The following is a 26,353-nucleotide window of genomic DNA, read 5'->3' as shown; positions in this document are numbered from 1 at the left end:
TAATAATGCAAAATCAGTAATAGCCCAGCACAATAGTCCCGTATGGGGCTTTAGCTCCATACCTGACAGCGATTTTCCATCTTACCTCTAGGGCAATACTTTTGGATATAAAGTGCTAAAATGCTTACGTTATATACATTTTTGCAGTTATTACCCCCATTTTTTCAGATTTGGTGAGAAATGCGAAAGAGGTGTCCGCACCATTCACTTAAAAAACAATCGCACAATTTGAGGAAAAATAACCATGATTGATCTTTATTATTGGACAACCCCAAACGGTCATAAGATTACGATTTTCTTAGAAGAAGTCGGTTTGCAATATACCATAATTCCTGTGAATATTGGGGCTGGCGATCAATTTAAACCCGAATTTTTAAAGATTTCTCCTAATAATCGTATACCGGCGATCGTTGACCACGAACCCGCAGATGGAGGTACGCCAATTTCGGTATTTGAGTCTGGTGCAATCTTGCTGTATTTAGCAGAAAAAACCGGGAAATTAATCCCTGAAGATTTACGTAATCGCATTCAAGTTTTAGAATGGTTGTTCTGGCAAATGGCAGGGCTGGGGCCAATGGCGGGACAAAATCATCACTTTAACGCCTACGCTCCCGAAAAAATAGACTATGCGATTAACCGCTATGTGAATGAGACGGGACGCTTATATGCAGTGCTGAATAAGCAACTAGCAGATAGAGAATTTGTGGCTGGCGATTATTCTATCGCCGATATTGCTGTCTATCCCTGGATTGTGCCCTATGAGCGCCAAAGTCAGAATCTAGAAGATTTTCCTCACGTCAAACGGTGGTTTGAGGCAATTAAAGCCCGTCCGGCAACAATTCGCGCTTATGAGAAAGCAGAAGAACTGAAAACTCAAGCGCTTGATCCAGATAAGTCACGAGATTTGTTATTTAACCAATCGGCGAAGACTATTCAACCTTGAGCCTAATGAAATTATCTTGTGATTGTGGCGATCGCTAAGTACAGGATTTCATTAATTCGTAGCGAATTAAGTTTTGTAATATGCAATGCCAATGCGTCGGTCGTCTTGTTAATGCATCGGCTTGCATTATTAATTTACACTAATTGTAATTATGAATTATTAATTATCAATTATGAATTATTTTGAGCTTTACCAATCCTGTTAGAATGCATCGATGTCAAAAAAGCAACATCTCATAAACAAAAAACCCGGTTGGTCTTTGGATGAGCGAGATCCAAAATTCATAGAATCTCTGATGCCTCTGCTTGGCTTTTTCTATGACTACTATTTCCGAGTTCAAACTAGTGGCTGGGATAATATTCCACCCCAAGAAAAAGTCCTACTTGTCGGTTCGCATAATGGGGGACTGGCGGCTCCCGATATGGGAATGATGATGTACGACTGGTTCCGACGATTTGGTGTGGAGCAACCCGTTTATGGTTTGATGCATCCCAAAGCTTGGCAGGTTAGCCCGCCACTAGCGCAACTGGCCGCCAAGGCTGGAGCAATTATTGCTCATCCGAAAATGGCTTACACTGCCTTGCGCTCTGGAGCTAGTGTACTAGTTTATCCAGGTGGAGCCGAAGATGTCTTTCGACCGCATTATTTACGTAACAAAATCTACTTTGCGGGGCGGCAAGGATTTATCAAGTTAGCGTTGCGGGAAAATGTGCCGATTGTCCCTGTGATTTCTTGGGGCGCTCACGATACGCTGATTGTGCTGGCTGACTGCTACAAAATTGTGCAGCAACTCCATGAATGGGGGATGCCTTGGCTGTTGGGGATTGATCCAGAAGTTTTTCCGATTTATCTCGGACTGCCTTGGGGGTTAGCAATTGGCCCGTTACCCAACATTCCATTACCTATGTCTATGTACACGCAGGTTTGTCCGCAAATTGTATTTCAACGCTACGGTTCTGAAGCAGCCAGCGATCGCCACTATGTCAATGAATGTTATGAATTAGTTGTAAGTCAGATGCAGCAAGAGTTAGATCGCTTAGTGAAGCTAACTGCTAATTATAACCAATTTGATTCCAGAGGATTGAGTTAGCAGTTTTGAATCTTTAACTCCCAACTCCCAACTCCCAACTCCCAACTCCCAACTCCCAACTCCCAACTCCCAACTCCCAACTCCTAACTCCTAACTCCCAACTCCTAACTCCTAACTCCTAACTCCTAACTCCTAACTCCTAACTTTTTTACTACCCGCCACTGACTGGTGGAATCAGCACAACTTCATCCCCGTCTTGTAGTAGGGTATCTGGTTCGACAAATATTAGATTAATTCCAAAGCGGGTAACCTCACGCCATTGGGAGAGTTCGGGGTGTTCAGCTATGAGGCGATCGCATACTGTTTTGACTGGTATACTATTGGGAAATTCCAGCACCAGTTCCGAAACCCTAAAGGCTTCTTGATAAGCAGCGAACAATTTGACGGTAACGGTGATTGCAGATTTAGACATACAAAATGCTTTGGCAGTACCAGCAAGTAGTTTAATACTTGACAAGCACCCTGAACTCTTGGGCTTAATTATACATTACTAAGGGAACTCCAAAAAATAAATTATTCCACATTAAAGTCGTTGACTGTTGACTGTTGACTGAAAACCCGTGAACCGTCAACGGTCAACAGTGAACAATAGCAATGGAATATTTTTTTACTTGGAAGTCCCTAAGTAGATGATTTCATAAGTTAATGGCGAAAAAATGTTTCTTAATCCAACATTTCTGGTTCAATTCCTAAAGCGTTGAGTTCTTCAATAGAGAGAGTACGCAATTTTTCTACAATTCTCTCCCGCTTTTGTCGCTCAATCACAGCCCGTTCCTCACCTGTTAGCAGTAAATTTCCTTGTGCATCCCACCAGCGCAACCAAGGTAACTCTGCATTCTGATAAAATCCTTGCCAGATTCCTAACTCTACGCCCATAGGAAGAATTGGGTAATGTCCTCGTTCATTGGGTTTCATCAGTTGATAAGTATTATCCACTAGGTGATAAACTTCCACTTGCGCTTTTGCTACTTCATAAATTCCATAATAAGGCACTCGAATTGCCTGCTCATAAACCCAAAACTTACCAACATTCCCACCTTCTCCTTGAGATGGCGGTGTTTTATCTCGTTCTTCTGAACCATCTCCAGAGACAAATTCAATTACAATCAAGGGCGCAACATATTCCTTCCACAGCACATAAGAACGCCGCATTTTACCGTCAAGGGTCGGTGGTACATTGGGTACATAAAACCAGTCTGGTGCTTCAGCCCCTTTCTCAGGAGGATCTGTCAATCGCCAGTAGATGCCAGAATCTTGTCCAATACAATATTGACCGTTAGGATAAAGTTGCTCTAAAACAGGTTTAATTGAATCTGTAATTAAGATGCTTTGCGGATGCTCCTGAAGATTTTTTACAAATGTACCATCTGAGTCTGGTAACTGGGTGTGATCAGGTAAAGTTAATGCCGATAGGGAAGTCATAGGCTTTAACCAAAGGTTTCTATGATTTTATTGTAAATTATGATTTTGTATACTACTGAAAGTTGGCACTTTTTTTATATTACAACTACAATACATTGCATAAAAGTAATCCAAGAAAAAAATGAACTCGTCTGACATAATTACACAGCCAAGCTATAGTTCCCAGTTAAATAACTTTGAAGCAAGTGTGTTAGGTTTTTTAACAGAACAAGGTTTACCAACTGACTCTGTATTAGTTTCAGTAAATGAGCGTGTAATTGTTTTTAGAAATCTCACCGATGTACTATCAAAGATTAATGATGAGCAAAAGCCCCGTTCTGTATACATCTCTAAATATATTGCTGCTGTAGCATCAGGTTTATTTGATGCAGCATTAAATTACTTGTGGGACGAAACAATTTTAGAGTTAAGAAAGCGTGTATCTCAATATGATATTTCATATTTTTATGATAATGCCGTAAATAGCCCAGAAAAACGTAAAAATCTGAATTCAGAAGATGATTTAGTTAAAGTAAATGACAGTGAATTAATTGAGGGTGGCAGAAAGATAGGGTTAATTTCAGAGATTGGATACAAGCATTTAGATACAATCAGATATATGCGTAATTGGGTGAGTGCTGCTCATCCAAATCAGAACGAGATTACGGGTTTAAACCTAATTTCTTGGTTGGAAACCTGTATTAAAGAAGTTATTTCTTTACCTTTGTCTAATGGAACAATAGAAATACAAAAATTTCTCAAAAATATTAAAAAAAATAATATTTCCGAATCGGATGCTAAACAAATAGCAGCATTTTTTATAGAGCTTAACCAAGAACAAACTAACAATTTAGCATCAGGATTATTTGGCATATACACACGCTTAGATACAACACCACAGACAAGACAAAATCTTCATAGGCTAATACCTCATCTATGGGATAGAGTCGATGAGCAGGCACGTCAGCAATTTGGGACTAAGTATGGCAGGTTTGTTGCAAATAATGATCAACTAGAAGCAAAGCGTGCCCTCGAGTTTTTGGAAATAGTTTCAGGAAAATCATATATTCCTGAAGCTCTTTTATCCGCAGAAATAGATACTGCTGTTGATAACTTACTTAATGCTCATCGCGGGTGGGATAACTTCAATAATGAACCACCATTTGCAAAAGCATTAGAGACACTTATTAATAACAGGGGACAGGTTCCTCTTCAAATACGTGAAAAGTATATTTTGGGGCTAGTAGAAGTTTTTATTACTAATGGAAATGGAATTTCCCGCAATGCTGAAACTAGCTATAAGTCTCTCATTGAACGATTCGACACAACTCAAGCAGTTATGGTAATTTTGTCTTTCAATAACACAATGATTGCTAGTAAACTTCAGCATAACTTATGTCAAAGTAAGTATCGTGAACTTTTAAACATGATGAAATTAAAAGTTTCGGCTCCGGCAGTTAAGGAACTAATAGATGAAATTGAAAAATATAAAGGCCCATTACATAGGTTGAAAGAGCAATCGGATTTTAAGAAAAAAGTTGAGAATATGCGAAAAATTATTTTTTAAAAGAAATAAGTAACAATGTAGGGTAAGTTAAATTTTAGCAACATACCCTACATGTTACGATATCTTACAGCATTGGTTTACCTGCTGATTTTCATGAAACACTAGGATCATCAGCCGTTTTAATCTCTCGCAAGATTCGTTCGACTTGGTTAACTTTTTCACCTCTATTCTGTTCTTTGAAGACTTTTAAAGCTTTTTCTAAAGAAGATAATGCCTCGTCTTTTTTATTTGTTTGCCACAATGCCAGTGCAAAATTAGTCAGCCCCTCGCCATAATTAGGATTAATTTCTAGAGCTTTTTTATATTGAGTAATAGCTTCTTCCCAGCGACTTTGGCTTGCGTAAACCATACCCATCGCATTGTAAGCCAGAGCGTATTTTGGCTGGAGGCGAATGGCTTCTTGATAAGCGCTAATTGCTTCTTCTGGTTTCTTTTGCCGAAAAAGCACATTTCCTAGTTGAAAGTGTCCAAAGGCATCGTCTGGGAATTGTTTAACGAATTTGCGTAAATTTTCCTCTGCACCTGTCAACTCTCCCTGATTAAATAAAGCATTGGCTTGTTGCAGCATCTGCGATCGCTCTGATGGCCCTGTGTCTGAAAACTGTGCTAGTTTTTGTGGTTGTCTCTGAATCGACTGTCCAGGCGAATGCAAAGAAACTTTTGCAGGAACCGCTAACGCTAATGGTGATAAACCAATTACAGTGATAATACTCAGCGTCATACCGCTAAAAGATTGAACAAATGCTGATTTCAGTTTGCGTTTTACCTTCATCGCTCTGAATGCCTCAATAATGTTCTATTCTTATAATAATGTGAAGATGCATTAGTAAGTCTGCAATTCCCTAAAAAGTGTGTCAATATACTGACGGCACGGTGTCATTAAAATTTTAGGGGCGGGTGATCGCGCCTATTTTTTTATAAGAATAAATTTGTATGTGCATGTTCATATATTATTTCTCTGGTCATACCAACTATTTACACTTAAAATAATATTAGCTATTTCTTTGTCATCAAGTTTTTTCAGTTCATCATCTTCGTTAAAGTTCAAACTAACTTGCTTTTGTCCATTTATTTTAGGTTCTAAAATCCATTTATAATAACCTTGATCGTTCTCTAAAATAAATAAAAATAGGCAAACTGGGAATGGTAAACTTTCAATGTTTCTAGTCTACTCAATCTATTTTTGTCTAAGTTTAAAATATCATTATGCTTCTTTCAATTCGATGTAGAATCTGTTGCTTTTACTTCAATACCAAAGAGTCTTCCAGTATAAACTCCATCTTTGTTAATTGTGATTAAAAAGTCTAATCCTTGATTTGGTGTTGGCTGAGAAATAATCAAGTCATCACGACGAGTTAAGTAAACAATGGCAAGAGATTCTGCGCGTCTTCCAATATACCAAGGTGCTGTGGTTTTCATTGTTTTATCTCCAGTCTTGATCGGCAAATTTGGAAACTAAGTGATTAGTATGGTATCTGCTCCAAAAATCATCAACTTCCTATTTTGTTTGATAATTTTAAATTGAGTAGAAAGGCTTGACATAGACTTAAGACTTTCACCATTTGCAGAAACCATGTAACCTACCTCTTGAATTTCATCAATACCTACTATATAAGTTGGTGCTGGATAAGCTATTTTAATTGAGCCTGTTTAGCAAAGGGCAGGCTGTTTTGCCTACCCTACATTATTAAGAATTGCTTTGTGTTAGTTTGTTGTTAACAGACTCTTGAATTACTTACGCGCCTTCCCGCAATTTATCCAACACGCTTCTATCTTCCAATGTCGAAGTATCTCCAGATACCTCTTGTCCGGCGGCTAGATTTCGCAGCAAGCGCCGCATAATCTTACCCGATCGCGTTTTCGGCAAAGCGTCTGTAAAGCGGATTTCTCCGGGGCGTGCGATCGCACCGATTTCTTTGACAACGTGCAGTTTGAGTTCTTTACTCAGTTCCTCACTTCCCTGATAAGTGCCTTCTAATGTCACAAAAGCAACTACTTCTTCACCCTTAAGTTCATCGGGTTTACCCACTACCGCCGCTTCTGCGACTGCTGGATGCGAAACTAAAGCTGATTCTACTTCCATTGTACCGAGTCGGTGTCCTGATACATTCAATACATCATCCACACGACCCATTACCCAAAAGTAGCCGTCTTCATCAAGTCTAGCGCCATCACCAGCAAAGTAAATATAGTTACCATCTTTGGGCGGAATGTGTTCCCAGTAGGTGCGGCGGAAGCGTTCTGGATCGCCGTAGACTGTCCGCATCATTCCTGGCCACGGATGTCGCACTGCTAGATAACCGCCTTCGTTATTGGGTACGGTGTTTCCTTCTAAATCTACGACATCTGCAATAATTCCAGGGAAGGGAAGAGTTGCAGAACCGGGTTTGGTGGGAATCGCCCCTGGTAGCGGTGTAATCATGATACCGCCTGTCTCCGTTTGCCACCAAGTATCAACAATTGGACAGCGATCGCCACCAATTACTTTCTGATACCACATCCAAGCTTCGGGGTTAATTGGTTCGCCAACGGTTCCCAACAAACGCAATGAAGACAAGTTTCGCGCGTTGGGATGGTGTTCACCCATCTTAATAAATGCCCGAATTGCCGTAGGTGCGGTATAAAAAATATTAACGCCGTATTTTTCAATTACATCCCAGAAACACCCAGGATTAGAAGCACGGGGCGCACCTTCATACATCACGGTGGTTGCACCGTTGGAAAGCGGGCCATAGACAATGTAGCTGTGTCCCGTAATCCAACCTACATCTGCGGTACACCAATATACATCTGTGTCTTGCAGGTCAAAGATCCACTTGGTGGTGATATGGGTATACAAATTATAACCAGCAGTTGTATGCACAACACCCTTCGGTTTGCCCGTGCTGCCAGAAGTGTAGAGAACAAACAGCATATCTTCGCTGTCCATCGGTTCGGCGGGACAATCGGCTGATACACCTTTTTGCAAATCATGCCACCAATGATCGCGTCCCCCCAACTGCATATAAGTTTCTTGTCCGGTGCGCTTGACAACGAGGACATTTTCTACACTAGGAACAGCACCATTAGCTAAGGCTTTATCTACCTGTTCTTTGAGAGGAACGATCGCATCTTTGCGCCAACCACCATCAGCCGTGATTACCAGTTTAGCTGTAGCATCGATTAAGCGATCGCGTAAAGCTTCGGCACTAAAACCACCAAATACTACGCTGTGTGGTGCGCCAATTCTGGCACAGGCTAACATAGCGATCGCAGCTTCGGGAATCATCGGCATATAAATACCAACGCGATCGCCTTTTTGTACACCCAGTTGCTTCAACACATTAGCGAACTGGCAAACTTCCCGGTGCAGTTGGGCGTAAGTGAGGGTACGCGAATCACCTGGTTCTCCTTCCCAAATCAATGCGGCTTTATTTTTGCGCCAGGTAGTGAGATGTCTGTCAAGGCAGTTGTAAGAAATATTAATTTTACCACCAACGAACCACTTAGCAAAAGGTGGTTGCCAGTCTAATACTGTATCCCATTTTTGGAACCATTCTAATTCTGTTCCAGCCAAATCTGCCCAAAATTGCTGCGGATCGGCTTTGGCTTGCTCATAAAAACGCTGATAGTCTTCCAGGCTTTTGATATGGGCATTTTGCGAGAATTCCGAGGTAGGATGAAATAGGCGATTCTCTTGGAGGATTGATTCTATAGTTGGTTGAGACATGGTTAGTTATGAGTGCGATCGCTATTGTGATTAAAAACTATTCTTAGCCCAGTTGTGCTAGACAGTGTTTAGATTTTCATTAAGCTAGGTAGAAATTGCCAAGTTATTTAGTTTACATTCATTTTCATCTAGCAAAAGCAAGCGATCAAGAAATTTAAAGACGTTAAACCCCTAAACTTTGTTAACCTAACCCCCAACTCGTCGCTCTAAGGGGGAAAATTCTATTTCTCTCTCCTCAAAGGAAGAGAGAAATAGAAGAGAGGTTCCACATACTGTGAAAAGTCATATCTACCGGGAATGTTGCAAAATGTAAGTAGTCTTGACAAACAAAGCCTGAAATTATGACGCTAACCGTCGAAGCTAGCAGCTTATCTCTCAACGATGTTCATCGCTTTCTCAAACTAGAAGAACTTTCAGATGGTTCATTCACAGACTTCTTAAATTTAGAACCGTTGACAGAGTTTGAACAGGAAGATTTATTGCGAATTAGAAACGACTTCCGTCGTTATCTCAGGCTTGGTAAAATTTCGGAAGGTTTGGTTAAATTTATAACGATCGCACCCTTGATGCGATTAGCAGGATTTTACGATGTGCCGATTCGGTTGACAATGGAAGATAGCATTGCGATCGCAGTCGAAGATGAAGACAGAAGAATTACCGGACGGATGGATATTTTAGCAATCAACAGTCCTCAAAGTAATATTGCGCCGCCTTTTTGGGTTGTAGTAATTGAAACGAAAAATAGTGCGGTTGAAGTGGGTGAGGGTTTACCTCAATTACTAACTTATGCTTTTAAAAGTTTAGATCAACAACCATCAGTTTGGGGTTTGGCAACTAACGGACTGCGTTATCAATTTGTTTATTTAAGACATGACGAACAGCCAAGTTATCAGTTAATGCCATTATTAAATCTGAATGAATCTCCTGGTGCAATTAAGTTGTTACAAGTTCTTAAAAGCATTTGCAAGTTACCAAATTTTCAGTAAAATCAACGTATAATTGCGGGGCGATCGCTGATGTCTGAACCTGCTACTTTAGAAATCATCTCTGATGGTATTTCAGAGGACGAAGTTATTTTTCCTCCTGGCGATATACTGAGTGACGAACCACCCTTGGAAAGTGACCTACACCGAGAACAAATCGATTTGCTGATTCGCATCCTCAAATTGTGGTGGCGAGAAAGGCAAGATTTTTATGCTTCTGGCAATTTGACGATTTACTACAGTCCTAACCAGAAAAAATCAGAACATTTCCGTGGCCCAGACTTTTTTGTAGTTTTGGGAACCCAGAAAAAAGACCGTAAGAGTTGGGTAGTTTGGCAAGAAGACGGGAAATACCCTAACCTGATTGTGGAAATTTTGTCAAGTTCAACCACAGCCGTTGATAAAGGTTTAAAAAAACAAGTTTACCAAGATACCTTCCGTACACCAGATTATTTCTGGTTTGACCCTGTAACAACCGAACTTCAGGGATTTCATCTAGTTGATGGGAAGTATCAAGAAATCCAAGTAACTACTGATGGCCGTTTGTGGAGTCAGCAGTTAGAACTTTATTTGGGAGTTTATGAAGGTAAATTAAGATTCTTCACTACTGAAAATCAATTGATATTATCATCAGAAGAATTGGCCCAACAAGAACGTTTACGTGCCGAACAGGCAGAAGAACGCGCCCAACAAGCAGAAGAACGCGCCCAACAAGCAGAGCAAGAAATTGCTCGACTGCGGGAGGCTTTACGTATACAGGGTATCAACTTAGAGAATATTTAATGACATCAGGAAATTAATTAAAGACACTTTCAAGTTAAAATCTAGTTATCAGTGTGTAAAAAAAGCGTAATCTTCTGAAAGTAGGGCATCGTTTGCAAGCAAAAGAAATTAAGGATCAGCTAAAGTCCCTTACCCTCCAAGCCTCCTCGATAGATCATAATTTAGCGAGAAGATTAGATGAAATCAATCGTTGGGTAAAAGACATCAAACCAGGTTCCCTGACTGCAAAACCCTTTGTCACTGCCTTTTTACTAGAGGTAATTACGGATTCGACAATTTGGCTGATAATCAAATCCTTACCTTCAGAAGAAGAACAAAAAGCAAAGTTCGATCTGATGACACCGATTGAGAGATATTGGTATGGTTATTTATTTCCCAGATGGTTTAATGCAAGTGACTCCAAGTTTTATATTTGGAAGCAAAAATTGATGGCTGGCGAATTTAATCAGGTCGATAATGATATCATTAGATCAATAGCCCAAGATATAGTTCAGCGAGAAGGTAGTTTTTGGCAGCGTTATATAGCCGACCTTTCAATGGCAACAGATTTAATTGTTAGTCGTAACAATCAACCACTGTGCATTCAAATTACCAGTGTTAGTGAAGAACTTAATCATCAAAAGTATGAAGCTTGGGAAAATACACTGCGATCGTGGGAAATCGATAGGGGGCTGTTCTTAAGTTACAATCCCAAAGATGCTAATTTTGTCAACCAGTTAGTCAACGTGGCCCTGTATAACAGTGATTACCTTTCTGGTGGCAAATATTTAAAATTTTCGTGAATTTTCAGGAATTTCATATTTCAGATTTGTGTCTAGCCTACATACTTACGTGCTAATTAGAGCTTTTATGGCTAACAAAAGAGAAACTCACTGCGACAATCAAGTAGATACATTTGCTGAAGCTTTAGCAACAGCGCGACAAATGCAGCAGAACTGGTTAACTTATGGGGTTGATTTTGTCAATATTTACGTTGAAGATGTGGAGGGAGACTGGCTAGAAACGTGGGGACATGACGAAATATTAGGTAATTTTCAGTTAGATAGTATTAAGGAATTTTTGGTAAGTAATGATAGTGTAGCTGTGAAAGTAAGACAGCATTTAGGAGAGCGATCGCTGTTTGATTTTGCAGTAAACTTAGATGAATCTTGGAGAATTTCCCAAACCAATGAGAGGTTATTTGCTGTGAGACAGTTGTTAGCTGGTGAAGAAAATAGTATTGATACAAATGATATCAGGTTATTGGATTTAGTAAATAGTCTGGTAGTAAAGTTGGCAGAGATTTTGTGAAATTTTTAGTTGTCTAGTGCTAGAGTAAATTTTGGACTCAAGAGTTCTTATGTTTGATTTTGGTTGCCATTGAGTGGTATATAAGCGATCGCTTTTCCAGATAAGCTTTAATAATCTTTGAGATGTGCAATCTTTATCACTGTTACTAGCAAGGATTGCTCCTCAATCTGGTAAATAATGCGGTATTCACCCAAAATAACCTTATACAGTCGTTCAGTCTCCTTCAATGGGTGAGCATCTTCTGAACGTGGATTTAATGCTAGTTCCTCTAACTTTTGTGCTAGTCGTTGCTGCAACTCTGAGTCCAATTCTGTAATTTTCTGCACAGCCGAAGGTACTAATGTTACTTGGTAGCTCATATCCCTAGCTCCCTTTTAATGTCTTCCAAGGGTGTTGTCCCCAGTTCTGCAATTTCCTCTAGTACCTTATAAGCATCTCTTGCATCAGCCTCATCTAACCTCGCTTCAATTAGTTCATGCATCTGCTCTGTTGAGGTAATTTCAATCCCTGGTTCTTCTCTAAGTTTGTCCGTTAATGCATAAAAAGCTTCACGATCGTCTCGATGTTTCAACACATAAGCTCTTAACTCTTGTTTAGTCATCCCTTGGAAATTTGCCTTAGTCATAAATATTTTACCCTCCCGTTTGGCAATATTTCTACTTCAAAGCTTTGTCCAGCTAGAATGTAAATGCGTGTTGTCCGTTCATCTAATCTCACCAAGTAAATTGGTAGGTACATCTGAGTTAAATCCTGACACACCTTCAATAATTCCATTGCTTGTTCATTAGTTGGTTTCATTCAGCATAATTAGCAAATTAAATTGTAGTAAATTGCTTGCAGACGCTATAGCGTTTCTCGACCTAGTTAGGTACACCCGTAGGGGCACGGCACTGCCGTGCCCCTACACCTAGCGATATAATGTTGTACCGCAGTTGTCGAGTATCAAAGACTCATCCTCTATTCCCAATTCCCAATTTAGAGAAAGCTACCCTGCGTAAGGATTGCCAATTCTATCTACAGAGACGTTGGAAGAGAATGGCAAACGGCCGGGATTTAAGCGTGGTTCGGCTGCATAGCCAACAGGAACTAAAATAGCGATCGCCAAATCTGGATTATCTCCAGCACCAATCACTTGTTTTACCTGATCCTCAATCCAACCGTTCATAAAACAAGTGGATAATCCCAAACTTTCTGCTGCTAACACCAAATGAGTTGCGGCAATGATGGCATCTTTGATTGCATATTCGCGTCGTTTGTCGCCAAGCCCAGCTTGAAATTGTGGGATGGCGCTTCTAAAGTAGTTTACCGTGCCTTCATTCCATGCCCCAGTTTCAGTTGCCCGCTCAAAAATTGGGGTTAAGTCTCGTTCGCCTACGTTAGGATCGGCGGCAAAGACGAAAGTTACAGGTGCTTGGACAATTTGCTGTTGATTCCACGATGCTGCTGCTAGTGCTGCTTTTTGTGCCTCATCTTGCACAAGAATAATTTGCCAGTCTTGGATATTAAAGCTGCTGGGCGCTGCCACAGTCAACTCTACCAGTTGCTTAAGCAGTTCTGGGGCGATGGGGTCTGTTTTAAAAGTTTTGATGGAACGACGTTGAGCGATCGCACTTGGTACATCTAAAGCTTGAGTTTGGGTGATGGAACTCATGAGATTCTCCTGATAATTGAGTTATGACCAAAAAATTAGTAATGACGTTAGCACACTCGCTACTACTGCGCTAACGCAATTACGATACAAGCAAATTTATTTATTCAGGAAACAAAAATAAAAATTATTCCTTGTTTCAGAACAAACAACTCGCCTACGCCATACGCAAGGGAACAATCCTGAGAGCATAATTACGAATTACGAATTACGCCTTAGCTACCGGCTCGTTAGCAGCCGACCAAAATGGATAATCTGTATATCCTTCTTCACCGCCACCATAAAAGGTTGCTTGATTTGCTTCATTTAGTGGTGCATTTAAAGCCAAGCGTCGGGGTAAATCTGGGTTTGATAAAAATAATGTGCCAAAGGCAACTAAATCTGCTGCATTGTTTGCCAGTACAGCATCGCCTTTTTCACGAGTATAACCACCATTAACAATGAGTGTACCTGTAAAGCGATCGCGTATATGATTAGTCGGTACAATTATCCCGCCATGTCTAATATCTGCCTCTGTTGCCTCATAAATATGCAGATATGCCAAATTAAACTGGTTCAATGCTTGAGCCGCATAACCGAATGTCTCCAAGGGATTGGAGTCACCTATATCGTTAAAAGTCCCACTGGGAGAGAAACGTACCCCGACTCGGTTAGAATCCCACACACTAGTTACTGCCTGTGTCACCTCCAACAGGAATCGGGTACGATTCTCAATGGAACCGCCATATTTATCTGTACGTTGATTGGTGCGATCGCGCAGAAATTGATCTATTAAATAACCATTAGCTGAGTGAATTTCTACCCCATCAAACCCAGCCGCTAGAGCATTTGCCGCTCCCTGACGATACTGTTCTACTATCTGCGGTATTTCCGAAGTTTCTAAAGCGCGGGGAGTAACAAAGGGTTTAGGCCCCTCATAAGTTGCGGCGTCACCTTTAGCAGCAATGGCAGAAGGTGCCACAGGTAAAGCTCCATTTGGTTGTAAGTCAGGGTGAGAAATCCTGCCTACATGCCATAGTTGCAGAAAAATTCTTCCTCCCTCCTGATGTACAGCATCGGTTACTAACTTCCAGCCCTCCACCTGTTCTGGCGAATGAATTCCTGGTGTAGCAGGATAACCCTGTCCTTCAGGAGTTACCTGTGTTGCTTCAGAAATAATCAGTCCGGCGGAAGCACGTTGCACGTAGTAGGTAGCATTCAGTTGGTGTGGTACATTTCCCTTACCTGCCCTATTTCGGGTTAAGGGTGCCATTACTATCCGGTTAGGTAGTTCCAGATTCCCTAATTGATAAGGAGAGAATAAGTTGATATCACTAGTCATTGATTTTATCTCCAAATGATTTTAGTCATTAGTCATTGGTCATTGGTCATTGGTCATTGGTCATTGGTCATTGGTCATTGGTCATTTGTCATTTGTCATTGGTCATTTGTCATTTGTTTTTTCCCCCTGCTCCCTCATCCCCCACTCCCCACTTTGTACAGACGCGATTCATCGCGTCTCTCCCCACTCCCACGCAAAGCGTATTAACTAAACAATCGACCGAATAATACCACCATCTACCCGCAAAGCTGCACCATTAGTTGCTGAAGCTACGGGACTAGAAAGGTAAACTACGATCGCTGCTACTTCTTCATTAGTTGCAAAGCGTTTGATTAAGGAACTTGGACGCACATTTTGAAAAAACTCAGCCTCGACTTGGGCGCGATCAATATCGCGTTCCTGCGCCAGGTTATTGATAAACTCTTCAACTCCTTCTGAACGGGTTGGCCCTGGGAGGACTGAGTTTACCGTGACTCCAGTCCCGACAGTCATTTCTGCTAGACCTCGTGCAATGGCTAGCTGCGCTGTCTTAGTTGTGCCGTAGTGAATCATTTCCACGGGAATTTGAATCGCAGACTCGCTGGAGATAAAAATTATCCGCCCCCAGTTTTGCTCTAGCTGCTTTTGCAGATATTGCCGACTCAAACGGACTCCACTCAGGACGTTAACCTCAAATATGTTTAACCAGTCTTTATCAGTAATATCAAAGAAGCTTTTTGGCTCGTAAATACCTAAATTGTTTATCAGGATATCAACGTGAGGAACCTCTTGAAAGAGTTTCTCTACCCCTGATGCACTACCTGTGTCAGCAACCACACCAGAAACTTTCGCCTCAGATGTAGAATGCTTAATTTTAGCGATCGCTTGAGCTACCCGTTCTTCAGACCGACCGTTAATAATAACTGATGCACCCTCTTGAGCTAACCCAAGAGCGACGGCCATTCCAATACCTGCGGTTGAACCACTCACCAGCGCGGATTTACCATGCAATTTCAAGTCCATTTCGCTTTTTCCCCGTTAGTTGAAACAGAATTTAGGAATGGGAGTAGGGAGTAGGCAGTGGGGAATGGGGCATTGGTAATTGGGCACAACAGGCAGAGGGGGAAGGGGAAAGGTGCACAGAAGAGGAATTTTCTCCCTACTCCCTACTCCCTACTCCCCTTTCACTTAAATTAAAGATGCTGTGCTAAGGTCTTATTCAAGGTAGTTTTTGGAACTGCCCCGACGACAGTATCGACCTGCCGACCGCCTTTAAAAACCATCAGCGTCGGAATGCTGCGAATTCCATAATGGCTGGCGACAGTAGGATTTTGATCTGTGTTCAGCTTCACAAATTTCACCTGTCCTTCGTATTCAGCAGCAACTTCATCGACGACTGGGCCCACCATCCGGCAAGGGCCGCACCACGGCGCCCAAAAGTCCACTAATACTGGAATTTCACTTTCTAAGACTTCTTGCTTGAATGTGGCTTCTGTGACATTTGTAATGGATGACATAAAATTGCCTTCCTAATTAATTCTATAATTCGATAATATCGAATAATAAAAATATATGCCACTTGATGAGATAATGCAACTATGAGATTTCTTTATCATCCAGATAGAAAAAATATTTCTTTACCGGGAGTGCTGTATGCATTGGGCGATCCAGTGCGGTTAGAGATTGTGCGGCGGTTGGCGACTGAGGGGGAACAATGCTGTGCCAGTTTTGATTTTGCGATCGCTAAGTCTACTATGTCCAATCACTTTAAGATTTTGCGGGAGTCGGGGATAGTCTTGACACGCAAAGAAGGCACACATCACATTAACATCCTGCGGCGTGAAGATTTAGAGTTGCTGTTTCCAGGGTTGTTGGATGCGGTATTGAAAGCCGCTCAACCATTGCCTATTGAACCGGCGAGTAGTAAACAAACAGCTTTTAGGATTTAGAGCATTGGGCATTGGGCATTGGGCATGGGGCATGGGGCATGGGGCATGAATTGTTTAAGAGTCTTCTGGTTTTTCTATTTGTGTTTCTAAATCAGCAAAGACATCATGTTGTTCTCGAAAAGTCCTTGGAGTGTGAGATAAACCTACATCCATAGATAGCAAATCAATACCGTCGATAATTTTGGGTATCTGAGCTTGATCAACTTGCAGACTGAGAAAGCATTTCTCCCTGTAATCTGGTCTTTCCTGAAATAGTGCGATCGCTCTTTCCAAAGGGCGCATAACCTGATATGCTTTTTCTGCCTTCTCAATTGATACTTGAGGGATTGGCGATCGTAGCCTGAGAACTGCTAGATCAATTAAATCTCTTGCCTCAACGCTGTCATCTGCGTAACGGTCAGAATTTGACAGCAGCTTAGAGGTAAAGCAGTCATTGAAGCTTAAGCAGGGAACGGGTGACCAATTTAGATATCTTGGTGGGTCTAGTTGAAAACGAGTTTCGGCAATAATTTCTGTTTTAATCGGCATATCATCCACAAAAACGATCACCCGAATTCCATACTGGTCAGTTGTACTACGTCCAATTTGGATTTTACTTAAATCACTAAATAATGCTTCATGCCCACCATCAAATACAACTGTCCGCAGGTATTTGTAGCCTTCTGTACCAACAGAAGCGATAAAATCAACATCCTTACTCCAGCGATATTCATCAAACTCAAATGCAATAAGGGTTCCGCCACCAAAGTAAGCAGAACCCTTTCTAAGTATGTCAGAATCTAAGCATTCAAGAACTGTGAGAATTTGATTATGATGTTCTAGCCTGAAGGTCATAAACAAACTTGCAACCAGGATTTATAGCGTCTGGCGAGTTCCTGAAGAAAATTGAGTTCTTCACCCTCAAGATTATCAAATAGATTGTGATATTGCCAACCACGCTCGTAGCGACTCAGCATTTCTTCTGAAGTAAAGCGATATACATCGGCGGTCTGCCAACAAATTGACTCTAGAAAAGGCAGTTTTTTGGGGACAAGAACAGGATTAATTGTTGGTGTTGCGGTTGTCATAACTCTTTTAATCAACCACTTTAGGCTTAACTTTAATTTTAGATTAGCACTAACGATTTTGAAATTCAATTTTATTCTAACTATAAATTATCCCGGCTGGGATAAACTCTTCCTTTCCAAGCACCGCCGCGCCCTTGCCAGTGACGTAGGGCTGAGTCTAGAGTCATCAGAGTATAAAGAAAAGCGATCGCAGGTAAACTAAAAGCGAACCAGACAGAACATTTATAAAAGCGGATCGTTGGGTAGTAAGCGAAAGTCATTAACAGCCATCCTAATATACCTGTAAGTGCGATCGCACAATTGCCCCAAACTGCACCTAGAATTACACACACAGGTGGAACTAGATAAATCAGAGGCATTCCTACCAAAGTTCCCAATAGTACTAATGGAGAATAATTCAGTTGGGTATAAGCAGTACGAGCCACCATATCCCAAATCGTCGCCAGCGAGTTATAGGGACGCAGACTCCGAGTCAAGGTACTCAATCCTAGCCAGATACGCCCTGTGGGGGAGGATGAGGGGGATGAGGAGGATGAGGGAGATGAGGGAGATGAGGGAGTAGAGGGGAAGGAAGAATTAGTGTGTCTCCAACTCTCCCAGTCTCCTACTCTCCTAATACTTTTGACGGATTGAGCCAGGGCGCAATCGTCGATTAAAGCTTGGCGAATGACTTTAATACCTCCGATTCGCTCTAAAGCTTCACGGGCGATCAGAATAGATCCCCCGGCTGCTGCTGCTGTGGGATTGTTGGGATTATTTACCCAGCGAAAAGGATAGAGTTTTTGGAAGAAAAACACGAAAGCTGGAATCAAAAGTTTTTCCCAAAAGCTTTCACACCTGAGTCGCACCATTACCGAAACCAAATCTAAATCTTCTTGCACAGCTTTAGCAACGAGTCGGCGGAGATTACCAGGATCGTGTTCGATATCTGCGTCGGTCAGGAAAAAATAGTCAGGTGCAAATTTACTAGCGCTGTTTATACCTTGCTCAACTGCCCAAAGTTTGCCCGACCAACCATTCGGTAGTGATTCACCTGAGATAATATGCAATTGCTGAGGTTTACCTACAGCGTGTGCAACTCCTTCGGCAAAATTTGCTGTTTGGTCTGTGCTGCGATCGTCTACCAAAAACACGTTGAAAGAACCAGGATAGTCTTGGAGTAGGAGCGATCGCAACGTAGTTGGTAGCAATTGGGCTTCGTTACGGGCTGGAACGACGGCACAAACCACAGGTAACGATTTTAGCTGAGTTTCTGTAACCTCTAATTGCTGATCTGTCCGCCAAAACTGTCCCCAAAAACACAGTAATCCTAACCAAATTGTCAAGGATAACAGCATCAATCCTAATACAATTACATCCATGAGCTATTGCAAATTATCGGTGACTCAGACAGAATACTATGTCTACTGATAGAGAAAAAATTTTTTCAGATTGCCGTATTCATAACTAGTGTTGAGGTTAAATAGTTTTTGATGCAAACACAAGACAGGGTAAAAGTCAATCAAGTTGCAACAGCGATCGCAGCTAGCCAAGAATATCTGCTTTCAATTCAAAATCCCGTAGGTTACTGGTGGGCAGAGTTAGAATCTAATGTCACCATCACTGCTGAAGTCGTGCTTTTGCATAAGATTTGGGGAACAGACCAAACCAGACCTTTGCACAAAGTTGCAGCCTATTTGCGTCAAGAGCAACGGCAGCATGGCGGCTGGGAACTTTTCTATGGTGATGGCGGAGAACTTAGCACCTCGGTTGAAGCCTACATGGCGCTGAGACTGTTGGGTGTACCAGCAACCGATCCGGCGATGATTCGGGCGCGAAAGTTTATTCTGCAACGGGGTGGTATTAGTAAAACTCGGATTTTTACTAAGTTGCACCTAGCCTTGATTGGCTGCTACGACTGGCGCGGTATTCCCTCGCTACCACCTTGGATAATGCTGTTGCCCAAGGCTTTCCCAGTTAATATTTATGAGATGTCTAGTTGGGCGCGTTCCAGCACTGTACCGTTGTTGGTTGTGTGCGATCGCAAACCTGTTTTTATCACTGACCCAACTATCAACCTAGATGAACTATACGCTGAAGGTGTCGATCAAGTCCGGTGGAAATTACCCCAAAGTGGCGATTGGACTGATTTATTTCTCACCCTCGATAAAGGGTTCAAGTTGGCAGAAAGGCTGAATTTAGTTCCCTTTCGTCAAGAAGGCATCAAAGCTGCCGAAAAATGGATTTTAGAGCGCCAAGAAGCTACAGGTGACTGGGGCGGCATTATTCCGGCGATGCTGAATTCAATGCTGGCTTTGCGGTGTCTAGATTATGACCGAAACGACCCCATTGTAGAACGAGGTTTGCAAGCAATTGATAACTTTGTCATTGAAACAGAGAATAGTTATCGGGTACAGCCTTGTATTTCACCCGTCTGGGATACAGCTTGGGTGATGCGTGCCTTAGTAGAATCTGGCTTTGCAGCAGATCATCCAGCTGTGGTAAAGGCTGGAGAATGGTTGTTGCAAAAACAAATTTTAGATTACGGAGATTGGGCTGTAAAAAATCGTCAGGGAAAACCAGGGGCTTGGGCGTTTGAGTTTGAGAATCGCTTTTATCCCGATGTAGACGACTCGGCTGTGGTGGTGATGGCACTACATGTTGCAAAACTCCCTAATGAAGAAATTAAGCAGGCTGCGATCGCACGGGCGTTAAACTGGATTGCATCTATGCAATGTAAACCAGGCGGGTGGGCTGCTTTTGATTTAGATAACGATCAAGATTGGCTTAACTCCATCCCTTATGGTGACTTGAAAGCGATGATTGATCCAAACACCGCAGATGTTACGGCTAGAGTCGTAGAAATGCTGGGTGCTTGTGATTTGTCAATTGATAGTGATAATTTAGAGCGATCGCTTACTTATCTTCACAGCGAACAAGAAACCGAAGGCTGTTGGTTTGGTCGTTGGGGTGTCAACTATATCTACGGCACCAGTGGCGTTTTATCAGCGTTGGCGTTAATTGCTCCTCAAAAGCATAAACTCAGTATAGAACGGGGAGCAGCTTGGTTAGTTGGATGTCAAAACCCAGATGGAGGTTGGGGTGAGACTTGCCGCAGCTACAACGATCCTAGTCTTAAAGGAAAAGGAAATAGTACTGCATCTCAAACTGCTTGGGCTTTAATTGGCCTATTGGCAGCAGGTGAAGCAACTGGTAAATTAGCTCTTGAGGTGATTGAGCGGGGAATTGGCTATTTAGTGGCAACTCAACAGCCCGATGGTACTTGGTTTGAGGCTGACTTTACAGGTACTGGCTTCCCCTGCCATTTCTATCTCAAGTATCATCTGTATCAACAATACTTTCCTTTAATCGCTCTAGGTCGCTATCAAACAGTGATTAATACCAATTCTGTATGAAGATACGCCAAACTATATGAGGAACGAACCGCAAAGGACGCAAAGGACACAAAGAAGAAAGAAAAGTTGGCGCAACCTCACAAAGAAATGGTATAACCCAATGTTTAGGAGAAAATACCATAATCAATAACTTAAAATAATTAACTTAAAAAGAAAGGTGAGGCATAGCCCCACCTTTGATTTTTAACTCAAAACTATTACAGCACCCGTTTGAAGAAAGTCACTAAATCCTCAATGTTGGGTGTGTGAAGTAAATCTATTACTTCTGTAGCTTTTTCAGAAGGTATATAGTCATCTGGTACACCGATAATTGTAGTTCCCAAGTTTTGGGCGAGATGATACCAAAAAGCTAATTTATCGTCAGCGCTCATTGAAGTATACTCTTCAGTAGGAATTGCTGTTTGCCCCACTTCATCTTGGTTTACCAACTGACGCAAAGCAAAAAGCTGTTCCGCCTGGGGTAGATTTTGAATTTGTGCAACTAAATTCGCAGTTTTTTCATTTGTCACATCATTGAGGCAGAGCGCCGGAATTTCGTCACAAATTTCAGTGTAAAGTAAGGCTAGCACAGTCAGGCGATCGTCTGTATTCAAACTCTGAAATTTTGATACACTTTGTTCTAAAAAGTTGACGTTGGTAGAAGTCATAAACACCTCAAAGTAATTAACTGCTTAATTAACTAAAAAAATATTGAGTAAAAATTGTAATCCTGCCTTTAGTATGTCTATCAATTTTAAAGATTTAACTTTAGAACAAACACTATTGCATTGATATATTACTAATATAAAATAAGTATATTTAAACCAACCAAAAGACAGATTCAATCAACTATGAATCCTTTTAATATATTGAGTACAAAACAAAGGGCGTTACGACTGTAGGGTGCAACTGGACTAAGGATATAAATGAACACAGAGTAAGAGTTTTAGTTTTTACTCTGTGTTTATTTATCAAGAAAAAATAAACACGCTAGTCATCAAAACCTAGCTTGATATTAAGCAACTGGCAGATACAGCTAGCTTTAAGAAAAGGGATATAACACCCTTGCCCTCCTCATTCGGATACTAAAAATGTAGCTTCAAGCAGCCTAAAAACTTCAAAAATGCTAAATTTCAGCACCTGCTTTTGCTTCGGCACCCATTGGCGAAACATAATCACGGAAAAGAGTAATCTGTTGCTCAAAACCTAATCCTTGAATTCTGCCAAACAACGCTTTACATTCTGAGGGAAGTTCATAGTCAGAAGGTATAGGAATGATAGTACCTTGATCCATACCTTGAGATAATCGATACCAAAATAGTAACTTGGTGGTATCACCCAAAGAACCATATTCACGAGAAATTTGGGTATCCACTTTATTAATCAAGTCACGCTGAACTTGTAATTGTTGTTCATGAGATAATTCCTTCACTTGATTAAACAAACCTTCAGCGATTTCTGGGGAAACAGTGCTAGCACCAGGGGCGGCTGGCGTAATTGAGCCACCCATTTCTTTGTAAATGAACCAAAACAAAGCTAGTTGTTGATCCACACCCAACTGTTGCCAAGCTTGAACATGTTCACGAATAGTTGGATCGCTAGTTTGTGTAAATGTCATTATTAACTCCAATTGCAATTAATTAGTTTCATTAGCAAGGTTATCAAATGTACATTTAGCGTTTTACCCTACTGAAGACAGATGTCTGTAAATCAAAAAGAAGAACTATTAGGACTTACGCATTGACAGAAAAGCCAAAATAACAGGTATAGTTTTCAAGGTTTATAGCTAGGTTTTTCAATGAGATTTTGGCGATCGCACCCAATCAACGGTGATTGAGAAAAGCCTGAAACAACGTATTTTCGTTAATGCACAAGATAGTTATTTTGTACAGTGCGTAAGTCCTAACTATTATAAATAGAACATAAATCGGTCAGAGTGTAGTCCTGCATTAGAAGTATTACAGTTAAATAAAAACCAAATATAAAAAGCCAAAATAATGCTTGCTTTGACAAGGTTAAGCAGTTAGAAAACTCCAATAAATAAATTATCTAATCATGTGGGTTGGGCGTCTCGCCCGCCCCACAATAAATAATTGGGCGTTGCTGATTCCATGTATGAAAATGATTTTGCATAATACCAAAATCCTTGTAGAGACGAAGAAAAGCTACGTCTCTACATCCATACTCATACTTCAATTCAGCAACGCCAATAATTGAATATTTTTTATCTGGAATTTCCTTAGCAATGGGAATGCTGCAAACTTGAAATATTCTCAGGAGGTATTTCGTTAGATAGATGTTAATTTTATTTTGACAGTGCTTATAAAAGCACTGTCACAATTCAGCGACATTAATTTATTAACGGCAACACTTTTATTTAGCTTATTCTCACCGATCTTGATAGTCTTCAGAAGATTTGGGATCTAACTCCCAGCGATCGCCATCACGTTCCTCTAAAATATCGTTAGTATGCAGAAACTCAGAGTCATCCATTTCTAGCCCTACGGCTGCTTCTAGTTCCTCAGTTACATTTTTATCGGGAGTGGAAGTACTACCACCAACAGCTTCATCCCCAACTGCATCTGCATCTTGCCAATAAGCATCAACATCGCCACCCGTGAGTTCAGGACTAGTTTCTGTGTACTCCTGTCTTTCTGCTCTCATTGAGCTACCACCAATATTGTATCCCGGCAAGTCTTTCACACCAGTACCGTAGGATTCGGTAATTTCCTGTGGCAAATCATTGGTTTCAATTTCTTCATTATGATTTTTTTTTGCCATGATACTAGCCCTTTTGTGCATTCTTACAATAACGTTTTTATGTCTCTAACTTATCTAACTAGAGATGTATAGCTTTAGTAATAAAATAATCTATCCCCTTGGAACGAAGCTAAACTAGCGATCGCACCATACTATGTAAATATGAATTCATGGTCAAGCAACTTGTAGTTGAAGCTTTTAGTTATGAGTTAGTAGCTCTCAAACCTAAATTATTCAGTAACTAAGTTCTAACTCATAACTATTTTTTATTATCAGCAAACAAAAATTTGAGTTTAGCCATTTAACTTGATATTCATGCTTTTCAATTTCCTGCATGGTAGGCAATTGAAACAAAAAATTTCAGGAATAATCCTGGTTTTTTAACTGTCCTAATCGATAAATATTGTAGCTAGTTAAATACTAGAAATAAACAGGTAATACAATCAATGACTGACCATAACAATCATTCCGGTAAGAAAAAAGTTGCCATCCTTATTGAACAGGCAGTAGAGGATGCAGAATTTACAGTCCCTTATAATGGACTAAAACAAGCGGGAATCGAAGTAGTAGTCCTTGGTTCCCGAATAAATGAAAAATATAAGGGTAAACGCGGCAAACTTAGCATCCAAGCTGATGGTACTACCACAGAAGCGATCGCAGCTGAATTCGACGCGGTGATAATTCCCGGTGGGATGGCTCCCGACAGAATGCGGCGCAACATCAACACAGTCCGCTTTGTCCAAGAAGCTATACAACAAGGAAAATTAGTTGCTGCTGTTTGTCATGGGCCACAAGTTTTGATTGAAGGCGACTTACTTAAAGGCAAACAAGCCACTGGTTTTATCGCTATTGCCAAGGACATGATTAACGCTGGCGCAAAATATCTAGATGAGTCGGTGGTAGTTGACGGAAATTTGATTACATCCCGTGAACCGGGAGACTTGCCAATTTTCACCACAGCTATATTAAGCCGTTTGGGTTATGGTGGCAAAGATGCTGCATTACCAAATGAAAAAGACACAAGTGCAGAATGGTGGAAACTGGCTGATGCTTGGGGTGGCTCAACTAAAGGTGAGATCACCAAAGGTTTAAATAATGCCCTTGCTGGTGAACGTTATTCGCTAGAAGCATTTGAAAACTACTTGCAAAAGGAATCAGATAGCGAAGTAAACTCAGTCTTTCAAGAAATAATTGCTAATAAACAGCGCCACATTCAAAAACTGGAAACTTATCTTCAGCTATTGGGCGAAAAACCTTCTTTAGGCGCAAATATTGCCAATCAGTATGCCAAAGTGAAAACTGCCTTAACAGGAAGTGATGACATATATCAGTTACGTTCTGCTTTAGGTGATGTGCAAACTGGTATCGGCGATATTGGCAATTTGTCTGCAATGTTCACTGACCCAGTAGCAACTGCTATTTTCAAAGAAATTTACGACGATTTATTGAAATACGAACAGCGATTAGTAGAACTGTATCGGGCGCGGATAGGTACTCAGATTCAGGCTCCTAAGCCCACTACAGGGGCTGCTGTGTCAATGTAATTCGTAATTACAAGACCTTCGCGTTATTAGTAGGGGCTGCCGAAGTTTCCACTGTCGAATAACTCAACCTGTAAGAATAATTCATGAATTGCCCCTACGTGAAAATCTTTCTTTTTGGCTATTGTTTGCATGATTCTTATTACTGTGATGGAGATATAAAAAGTGACTTCAACATCAGGGAATAAACAAAGTACCAGTCAGACTGAAGCTAGTGAAGTAGAGCGTTGGGCATCTCTCATTGGTGGCGGTGCGATGGTGTTGATGGGTTTAAGGCAAGGTTCATTGCGGGGAGCGCTGACAGCTTTAGCAGGTGGTGGTTTGGTTTATCAAGGTGCAACCAAGCAAAGCACAATCCAGAAAGCACAAGAAGTAATAGGGATAAACCAACCCATCAAAGTTGAAAAGACGGTAACAATTAATAAATCGGCAGAAGAATTGTATCGCTTTTGGCACGACTTTGAGAATTTGCCTACATTTATGAAGCATCTCAAATCTGTCAAAGTGCATAATGAAAAACGTTCTCATTGGATTGCCAATGCACCCTTGGATAACACCGTAGAATGGGATGCAGATATTCTCGAAGACCGGGAAAATGAATTTATTTCTTGGGCTTCTGTAGAAGGTGCAGACATTGATAACTCTGGTTTTGTCCGCTTCAAAAAAGCACCAGGCGATCGCGGCACGGAAGTTAAGGTTGTTTTAGAGTATAACCCCCCTGGTGGAGCATTGGCAGCTACCGTAGCTAAACTTTTTGGTGAAGAACCAGAACAGCAAATTGGTGATGAATTACGCCGCTTCAAAATGCTAATGGAAGCAGGCGAAATTTCCACAACCGAAGGTCAAACTTCTGGACGCAAGTAGTTATTTGTTCTTTGTCCTCTGTCATTTGTCCTTTGCCTAAAACGAATGACTAATACTTCTCTACGAGAGGCTGCGCCAACGACT

29 protein-coding genes are annotated in these 26,353 nt (G+C 41.1%); 11 read left to right on the top strand and 18 right to left on the bottom strand.

Annotation, left to right across the window (positions count from 1 at the left end; genetic code table 11):
- The first annotated feature begins 244 nt into the window (after window positions 1-244).
- Window positions 245-943, top strand: a complete 699-nt coding sequence (locus D1367_RS01995; protein ID WP_118162252.1) for a glutathione binding-like protein — start codon at window positions 245-247, stop codon at window positions 941-943.
- Between the two features lie 214 nt (window positions 944-1,157).
- Entirely contained in the window at window positions 1,158-2,033 is an 876-nt protein-coding gene (locus D1367_RS01990; protein ID WP_118162249.1) for a lysophospholipid acyltransferase family protein, read from the top strand.
- Between the two features lie 151 nt (window positions 2,034-2,184).
- Here the strand turns inward: D1367_RS01990 and D1367_RS01985 are convergent, their stop codons facing one another.
- Together D1367_RS01985 and D1367_RS01980 are read right to left on the bottom strand one after the other, a co-directional pair.
- The gene (locus D1367_RS01985) at window positions 2,185-2,445 is read right to left on the bottom strand and encodes a MoaD/ThiS family protein (protein WP_118162247.1); all 261 of its coding nucleotides are present in this window, start codon (window positions 2,443-2,445) and stop codon (window positions 2,185-2,187) included.
- Between the two features lie 251 nt (window positions 2,446-2,696).
- Window positions 2,697-3,455: a Uma2 family endonuclease gene (locus D1367_RS01980; protein ID WP_118162245.1), complete on the bottom strand. Its 759-nt coding sequence runs from the start codon at window positions 3,453-3,455 to the stop codon at window positions 2,697-2,699.
- A gap of 121 nt (window positions 3,456-3,576) precedes the next feature.
- Here D1367_RS01980 and D1367_RS01975 point away from each other — a divergent pair, with 121 nt between their 5' ends.
- On the top strand, window positions 3,577-5,001 hold the full coding sequence (locus D1367_RS01975; RefSeq protein ID WP_118162242.1) for a hypothetical protein: 1,425 nt from the start codon (window positions 3,577-3,579) through the stop codon (window positions 4,999-5,001).
- Window positions 5,002-5,092: 91 nt separating this feature from the next.
- Here D1367_RS01975 and D1367_RS01970 read toward each other — a convergent pair whose 3' ends face one another.
- The 3 genes from D1367_RS01970 to acs form a co-directional block, all read right to left on the bottom strand.
- Window positions 5,093-5,773 carry a tetratricopeptide repeat protein gene (locus tag D1367_RS01970; RefSeq protein WP_118162240.1) on the bottom strand — a complete coding sequence of 227 codons (681 nt, stop codon included), beginning with the start codon at window positions 5,771-5,773 and terminating at the stop codon, window positions 5,093-5,095.
- A 443-nt stretch (window positions 5,774-6,216) separates the two neighbouring features.
- Complete coding sequence (locus tag D1367_RS32590) at window positions 6,217-6,420, bottom strand: DUF4365 domain-containing protein (RefSeq protein ID WP_267255574.1); 204 nt, start codon at window positions 6,418-6,420, stop codon at window positions 6,217-6,219.
- A gap of 316 nt (window positions 6,421-6,736) precedes the next feature.
- Window positions 6,737-8,710 carry an acetate--CoA ligase gene (gene acs / locus D1367_RS01955; protein WP_118162238.1) on the bottom strand — a complete coding sequence of 658 codons (1,974 nt, stop codon included), beginning with the start codon at window positions 8,708-8,710 and terminating at the stop codon, window positions 6,737-6,739.
- A 341-nt stretch (window positions 8,711-9,051) separates the two neighbouring features.
- Here acs and D1367_RS01950 point away from each other — a divergent pair, with 341 nt between their 5' ends.
- The 4 genes from D1367_RS01950 (at window position 9,052) to D1367_RS01935 (ending at window position 11,766) form a co-directional block, all read left to right on the top strand.
- Window positions 9,052-9,696, top strand: a complete 645-nt coding sequence (locus D1367_RS01950; RefSeq protein WP_118162236.1) for a restriction endonuclease subunit R — start codon at window positions 9,052-9,054, stop codon at window positions 9,694-9,696.
- A gap of 30 nt (window positions 9,697-9,726) precedes the next feature.
- The gene (locus D1367_RS01945) at window positions 9,727-10,476 is read left to right on the top strand and encodes a Uma2 family endonuclease (RefSeq protein ID WP_118162234.1); all 750 of its coding nucleotides are present in this window, start codon (window positions 9,727-9,729) and stop codon (window positions 10,474-10,476) included.
- Between the two features lie 92 nt (window positions 10,477-10,568).
- Window positions 10,569-11,258, top strand: coding sequence for a hypothetical protein (locus D1367_RS01940; RefSeq protein WP_181985034.1), 690 nt, complete (start codon window positions 10,569-10,571; stop codon window positions 11,256-11,258).
- Window positions 11,259-11,325: 67 nt separating this feature from the next.
- Window positions 11,326-11,766 carry a hypothetical protein gene (locus D1367_RS01935; protein WP_118162229.1) on the top strand — a complete coding sequence of 147 codons (441 nt, stop codon included), beginning with the start codon at window positions 11,326-11,328 and terminating at the stop codon, window positions 11,764-11,766.
- A gap of 107 nt (window positions 11,767-11,873) precedes the next feature.
- Here the strand turns inward: D1367_RS01935 and D1367_RS01930 are convergent, their stop codons facing one another.
- From D1367_RS01930 to trxA, 7 genes are all read right to left on the bottom strand, one after another.
- Window positions 11,874-12,125 (bottom strand): type II toxin-antitoxin system RelE family toxin, encoded by a 252-nt coding sequence (locus D1367_RS01930; protein WP_118162227.1) that lies wholly within the window; start codon window positions 12,123-12,125, stop codon window positions 11,874-11,876.
- Window positions 12,122-12,391, bottom strand: a complete 270-nt coding sequence (locus D1367_RS01925; RefSeq protein ID WP_118162224.1) for a DUF6887 family protein — start codon at window positions 12,389-12,391, stop codon at window positions 12,122-12,124. Before D1367_RS01925 ends, D1367_RS01930 begins: the two co-directional genes overlap by 4 nt.
- Window positions 12,388-12,564, bottom strand: coding sequence for a DUF6888 family protein (locus D1367_RS30340; protein ID WP_181985033.1), 177 nt, complete (start codon window positions 12,562-12,564; stop codon window positions 12,388-12,390). The genes D1367_RS01925 and D1367_RS30340 overlap by 4 nt, the downstream gene beginning before the upstream one ends.
- A gap of 187 nt (window positions 12,565-12,751) precedes the next feature.
- On the bottom strand, window positions 12,752-13,417 hold the full coding sequence (locus D1367_RS01920) for a nitroreductase family protein (RefSeq protein WP_118162222.1): 666 nt from the start codon (window positions 13,415-13,417) through the stop codon (window positions 12,752-12,754).
- A gap of 205 nt (window positions 13,418-13,622) precedes the next feature.
- Window positions 13,623-14,735, bottom strand: a complete 1,113-nt coding sequence (locus D1367_RS01915) for an alkene reductase (protein WP_118162220.1) — start codon at window positions 14,733-14,735, stop codon at window positions 13,623-13,625.
- A 207-nt stretch (window positions 14,736-14,942) separates the two neighbouring features.
- Window positions 14,943-15,737 (bottom strand): SDR family NAD(P)-dependent oxidoreductase, encoded by a 795-nt coding sequence (locus D1367_RS01905; protein WP_118162215.1) that lies wholly within the window; start codon window positions 15,735-15,737, stop codon window positions 14,943-14,945.
- Window positions 15,738-15,907: 170 nt separating this feature from the next.
- Window positions 15,908-16,231, bottom strand: a complete 324-nt coding sequence (gene trxA / locus D1367_RS01900; RefSeq protein ID WP_012412473.1) for a thioredoxin — start codon at window positions 16,229-16,231, stop codon at window positions 15,908-15,910.
- A gap of 81 nt (window positions 16,232-16,312) precedes the next feature.
- On the opposite strand from trxA, the gene D1367_RS01895 reads away from it, so the two are divergent.
- A complete protein-coding gene (locus D1367_RS01895; protein WP_118162213.1) occupies window positions 16,313-16,663 on the top strand; it encodes an ArsR/SmtB family transcription factor in 351 nt (116 codons plus the stop codon).
- A gap of 54 nt (window positions 16,664-16,717) precedes the next feature.
- Here the strand turns inward: D1367_RS01895 and D1367_RS01890 are convergent, their stop codons facing one another.
- The 3 genes from D1367_RS01890 to D1367_RS01880 form a co-directional block, all read right to left on the bottom strand.
- Window positions 16,718-17,497, bottom strand: coding sequence for a nucleotidyl transferase AbiEii/AbiGii toxin family protein (locus tag D1367_RS01890; protein ID WP_118162211.1), 780 nt, complete (start codon window positions 17,495-17,497; stop codon window positions 16,718-16,720).
- Complete coding sequence (locus D1367_RS01885) at window positions 17,494-17,730, bottom strand: hypothetical protein (RefSeq protein ID WP_118162208.1); 237 nt, start codon at window positions 17,728-17,730, stop codon at window positions 17,494-17,496. The genes D1367_RS01890 and D1367_RS01885 overlap by 4 nt, the downstream gene beginning before the upstream one ends.
- Window positions 17,731-17,810: 80 nt before the next feature.
- The gene (locus D1367_RS01880) at window positions 17,811-19,091 is read right to left on the bottom strand and encodes a glycosyltransferase (RefSeq protein WP_118162206.1); all 1,281 of its coding nucleotides are present in this window, start codon (window positions 19,089-19,091) and stop codon (window positions 17,811-17,813) included.
- A gap of 111 nt (window positions 19,092-19,202) precedes the next feature.
- Between D1367_RS01880 and shc the strand changes: the two genes are divergently transcribed.
- Window positions 19,203-21,125 (top strand): squalene--hopene cyclase, encoded by a 1,923-nt coding sequence (shc, locus tag D1367_RS01875; protein ID WP_118162203.1) that lies wholly within the window; start codon window positions 19,203-19,205, stop codon window positions 21,123-21,125.
- 197 nt (window positions 21,126-21,322) lie between these two features.
- On the opposite strand, the gene D1367_RS01870 is transcribed toward shc, so the two are convergent.
- From D1367_RS01870 to D1367_RS01860, 3 genes are all read right to left on the bottom strand, one after another.
- Window positions 21,323-21,772, bottom strand: a complete 450-nt coding sequence (locus tag D1367_RS01870) for an orange carotenoid protein N-terminal domain-containing protein (RefSeq protein ID WP_118162201.1) — start codon at window positions 21,770-21,772, stop codon at window positions 21,323-21,325.
- A 458-nt stretch (window positions 21,773-22,230) separates the two neighbouring features.
- A complete protein-coding gene (locus D1367_RS01865) occupies window positions 22,231-22,722 on the bottom strand; it encodes an orange carotenoid protein N-terminal domain-containing protein (RefSeq protein ID WP_118162199.1) in 492 nt (163 codons plus the stop codon).
- A gap of 770 nt (window positions 22,723-23,492) precedes the next feature.
- On the bottom strand, window positions 23,493-23,885 hold the full coding sequence (locus D1367_RS01860; protein ID WP_118162196.1) for a DUF6335 family protein: 393 nt from the start codon (window positions 23,883-23,885) through the stop codon (window positions 23,493-23,495).
- 425 nt (window positions 23,886-24,310) lie between these two features.
- Here D1367_RS01860 and D1367_RS01855 point away from each other — a divergent pair, with 425 nt between their 5' ends.
- Together D1367_RS01855 and D1367_RS01850 are read left to right on the top strand one after the other, a co-directional pair.
- Window positions 24,311-25,408, top strand: coding sequence for a DJ-1/PfpI/YhbO family deglycase/protease (locus D1367_RS01855; protein WP_118162194.1), 1,098 nt, complete (start codon window positions 24,311-24,313; stop codon window positions 25,406-25,408).
- A gap of 162 nt (window positions 25,409-25,570) precedes the next feature.
- Window positions 25,571-26,269 carry an SRPBCC family protein gene (locus tag D1367_RS01850; RefSeq protein ID WP_118162192.1) on the top strand — a complete coding sequence of 233 codons (699 nt, stop codon included), beginning with the start codon at window positions 25,571-25,573 and terminating at the stop codon, window positions 26,267-26,269.
- Window positions 26,270-26,353 lie beyond the last annotated feature (84 nt).

It is taken from the genome of Nostoc sphaeroides, assembly GCF_003443655.1.
In the GTDB taxonomy this organism is placed as follows: domain Bacteria; phylum Cyanobacteriota; class Cyanobacteriia; order Cyanobacteriales; family Nostocaceae; genus Nostoc; species Nostoc sphaeroides.
Note: the sequence above shows the minus strand (reverse complement) of the source record. Positions and strands in the feature narration are given on the sequence as shown.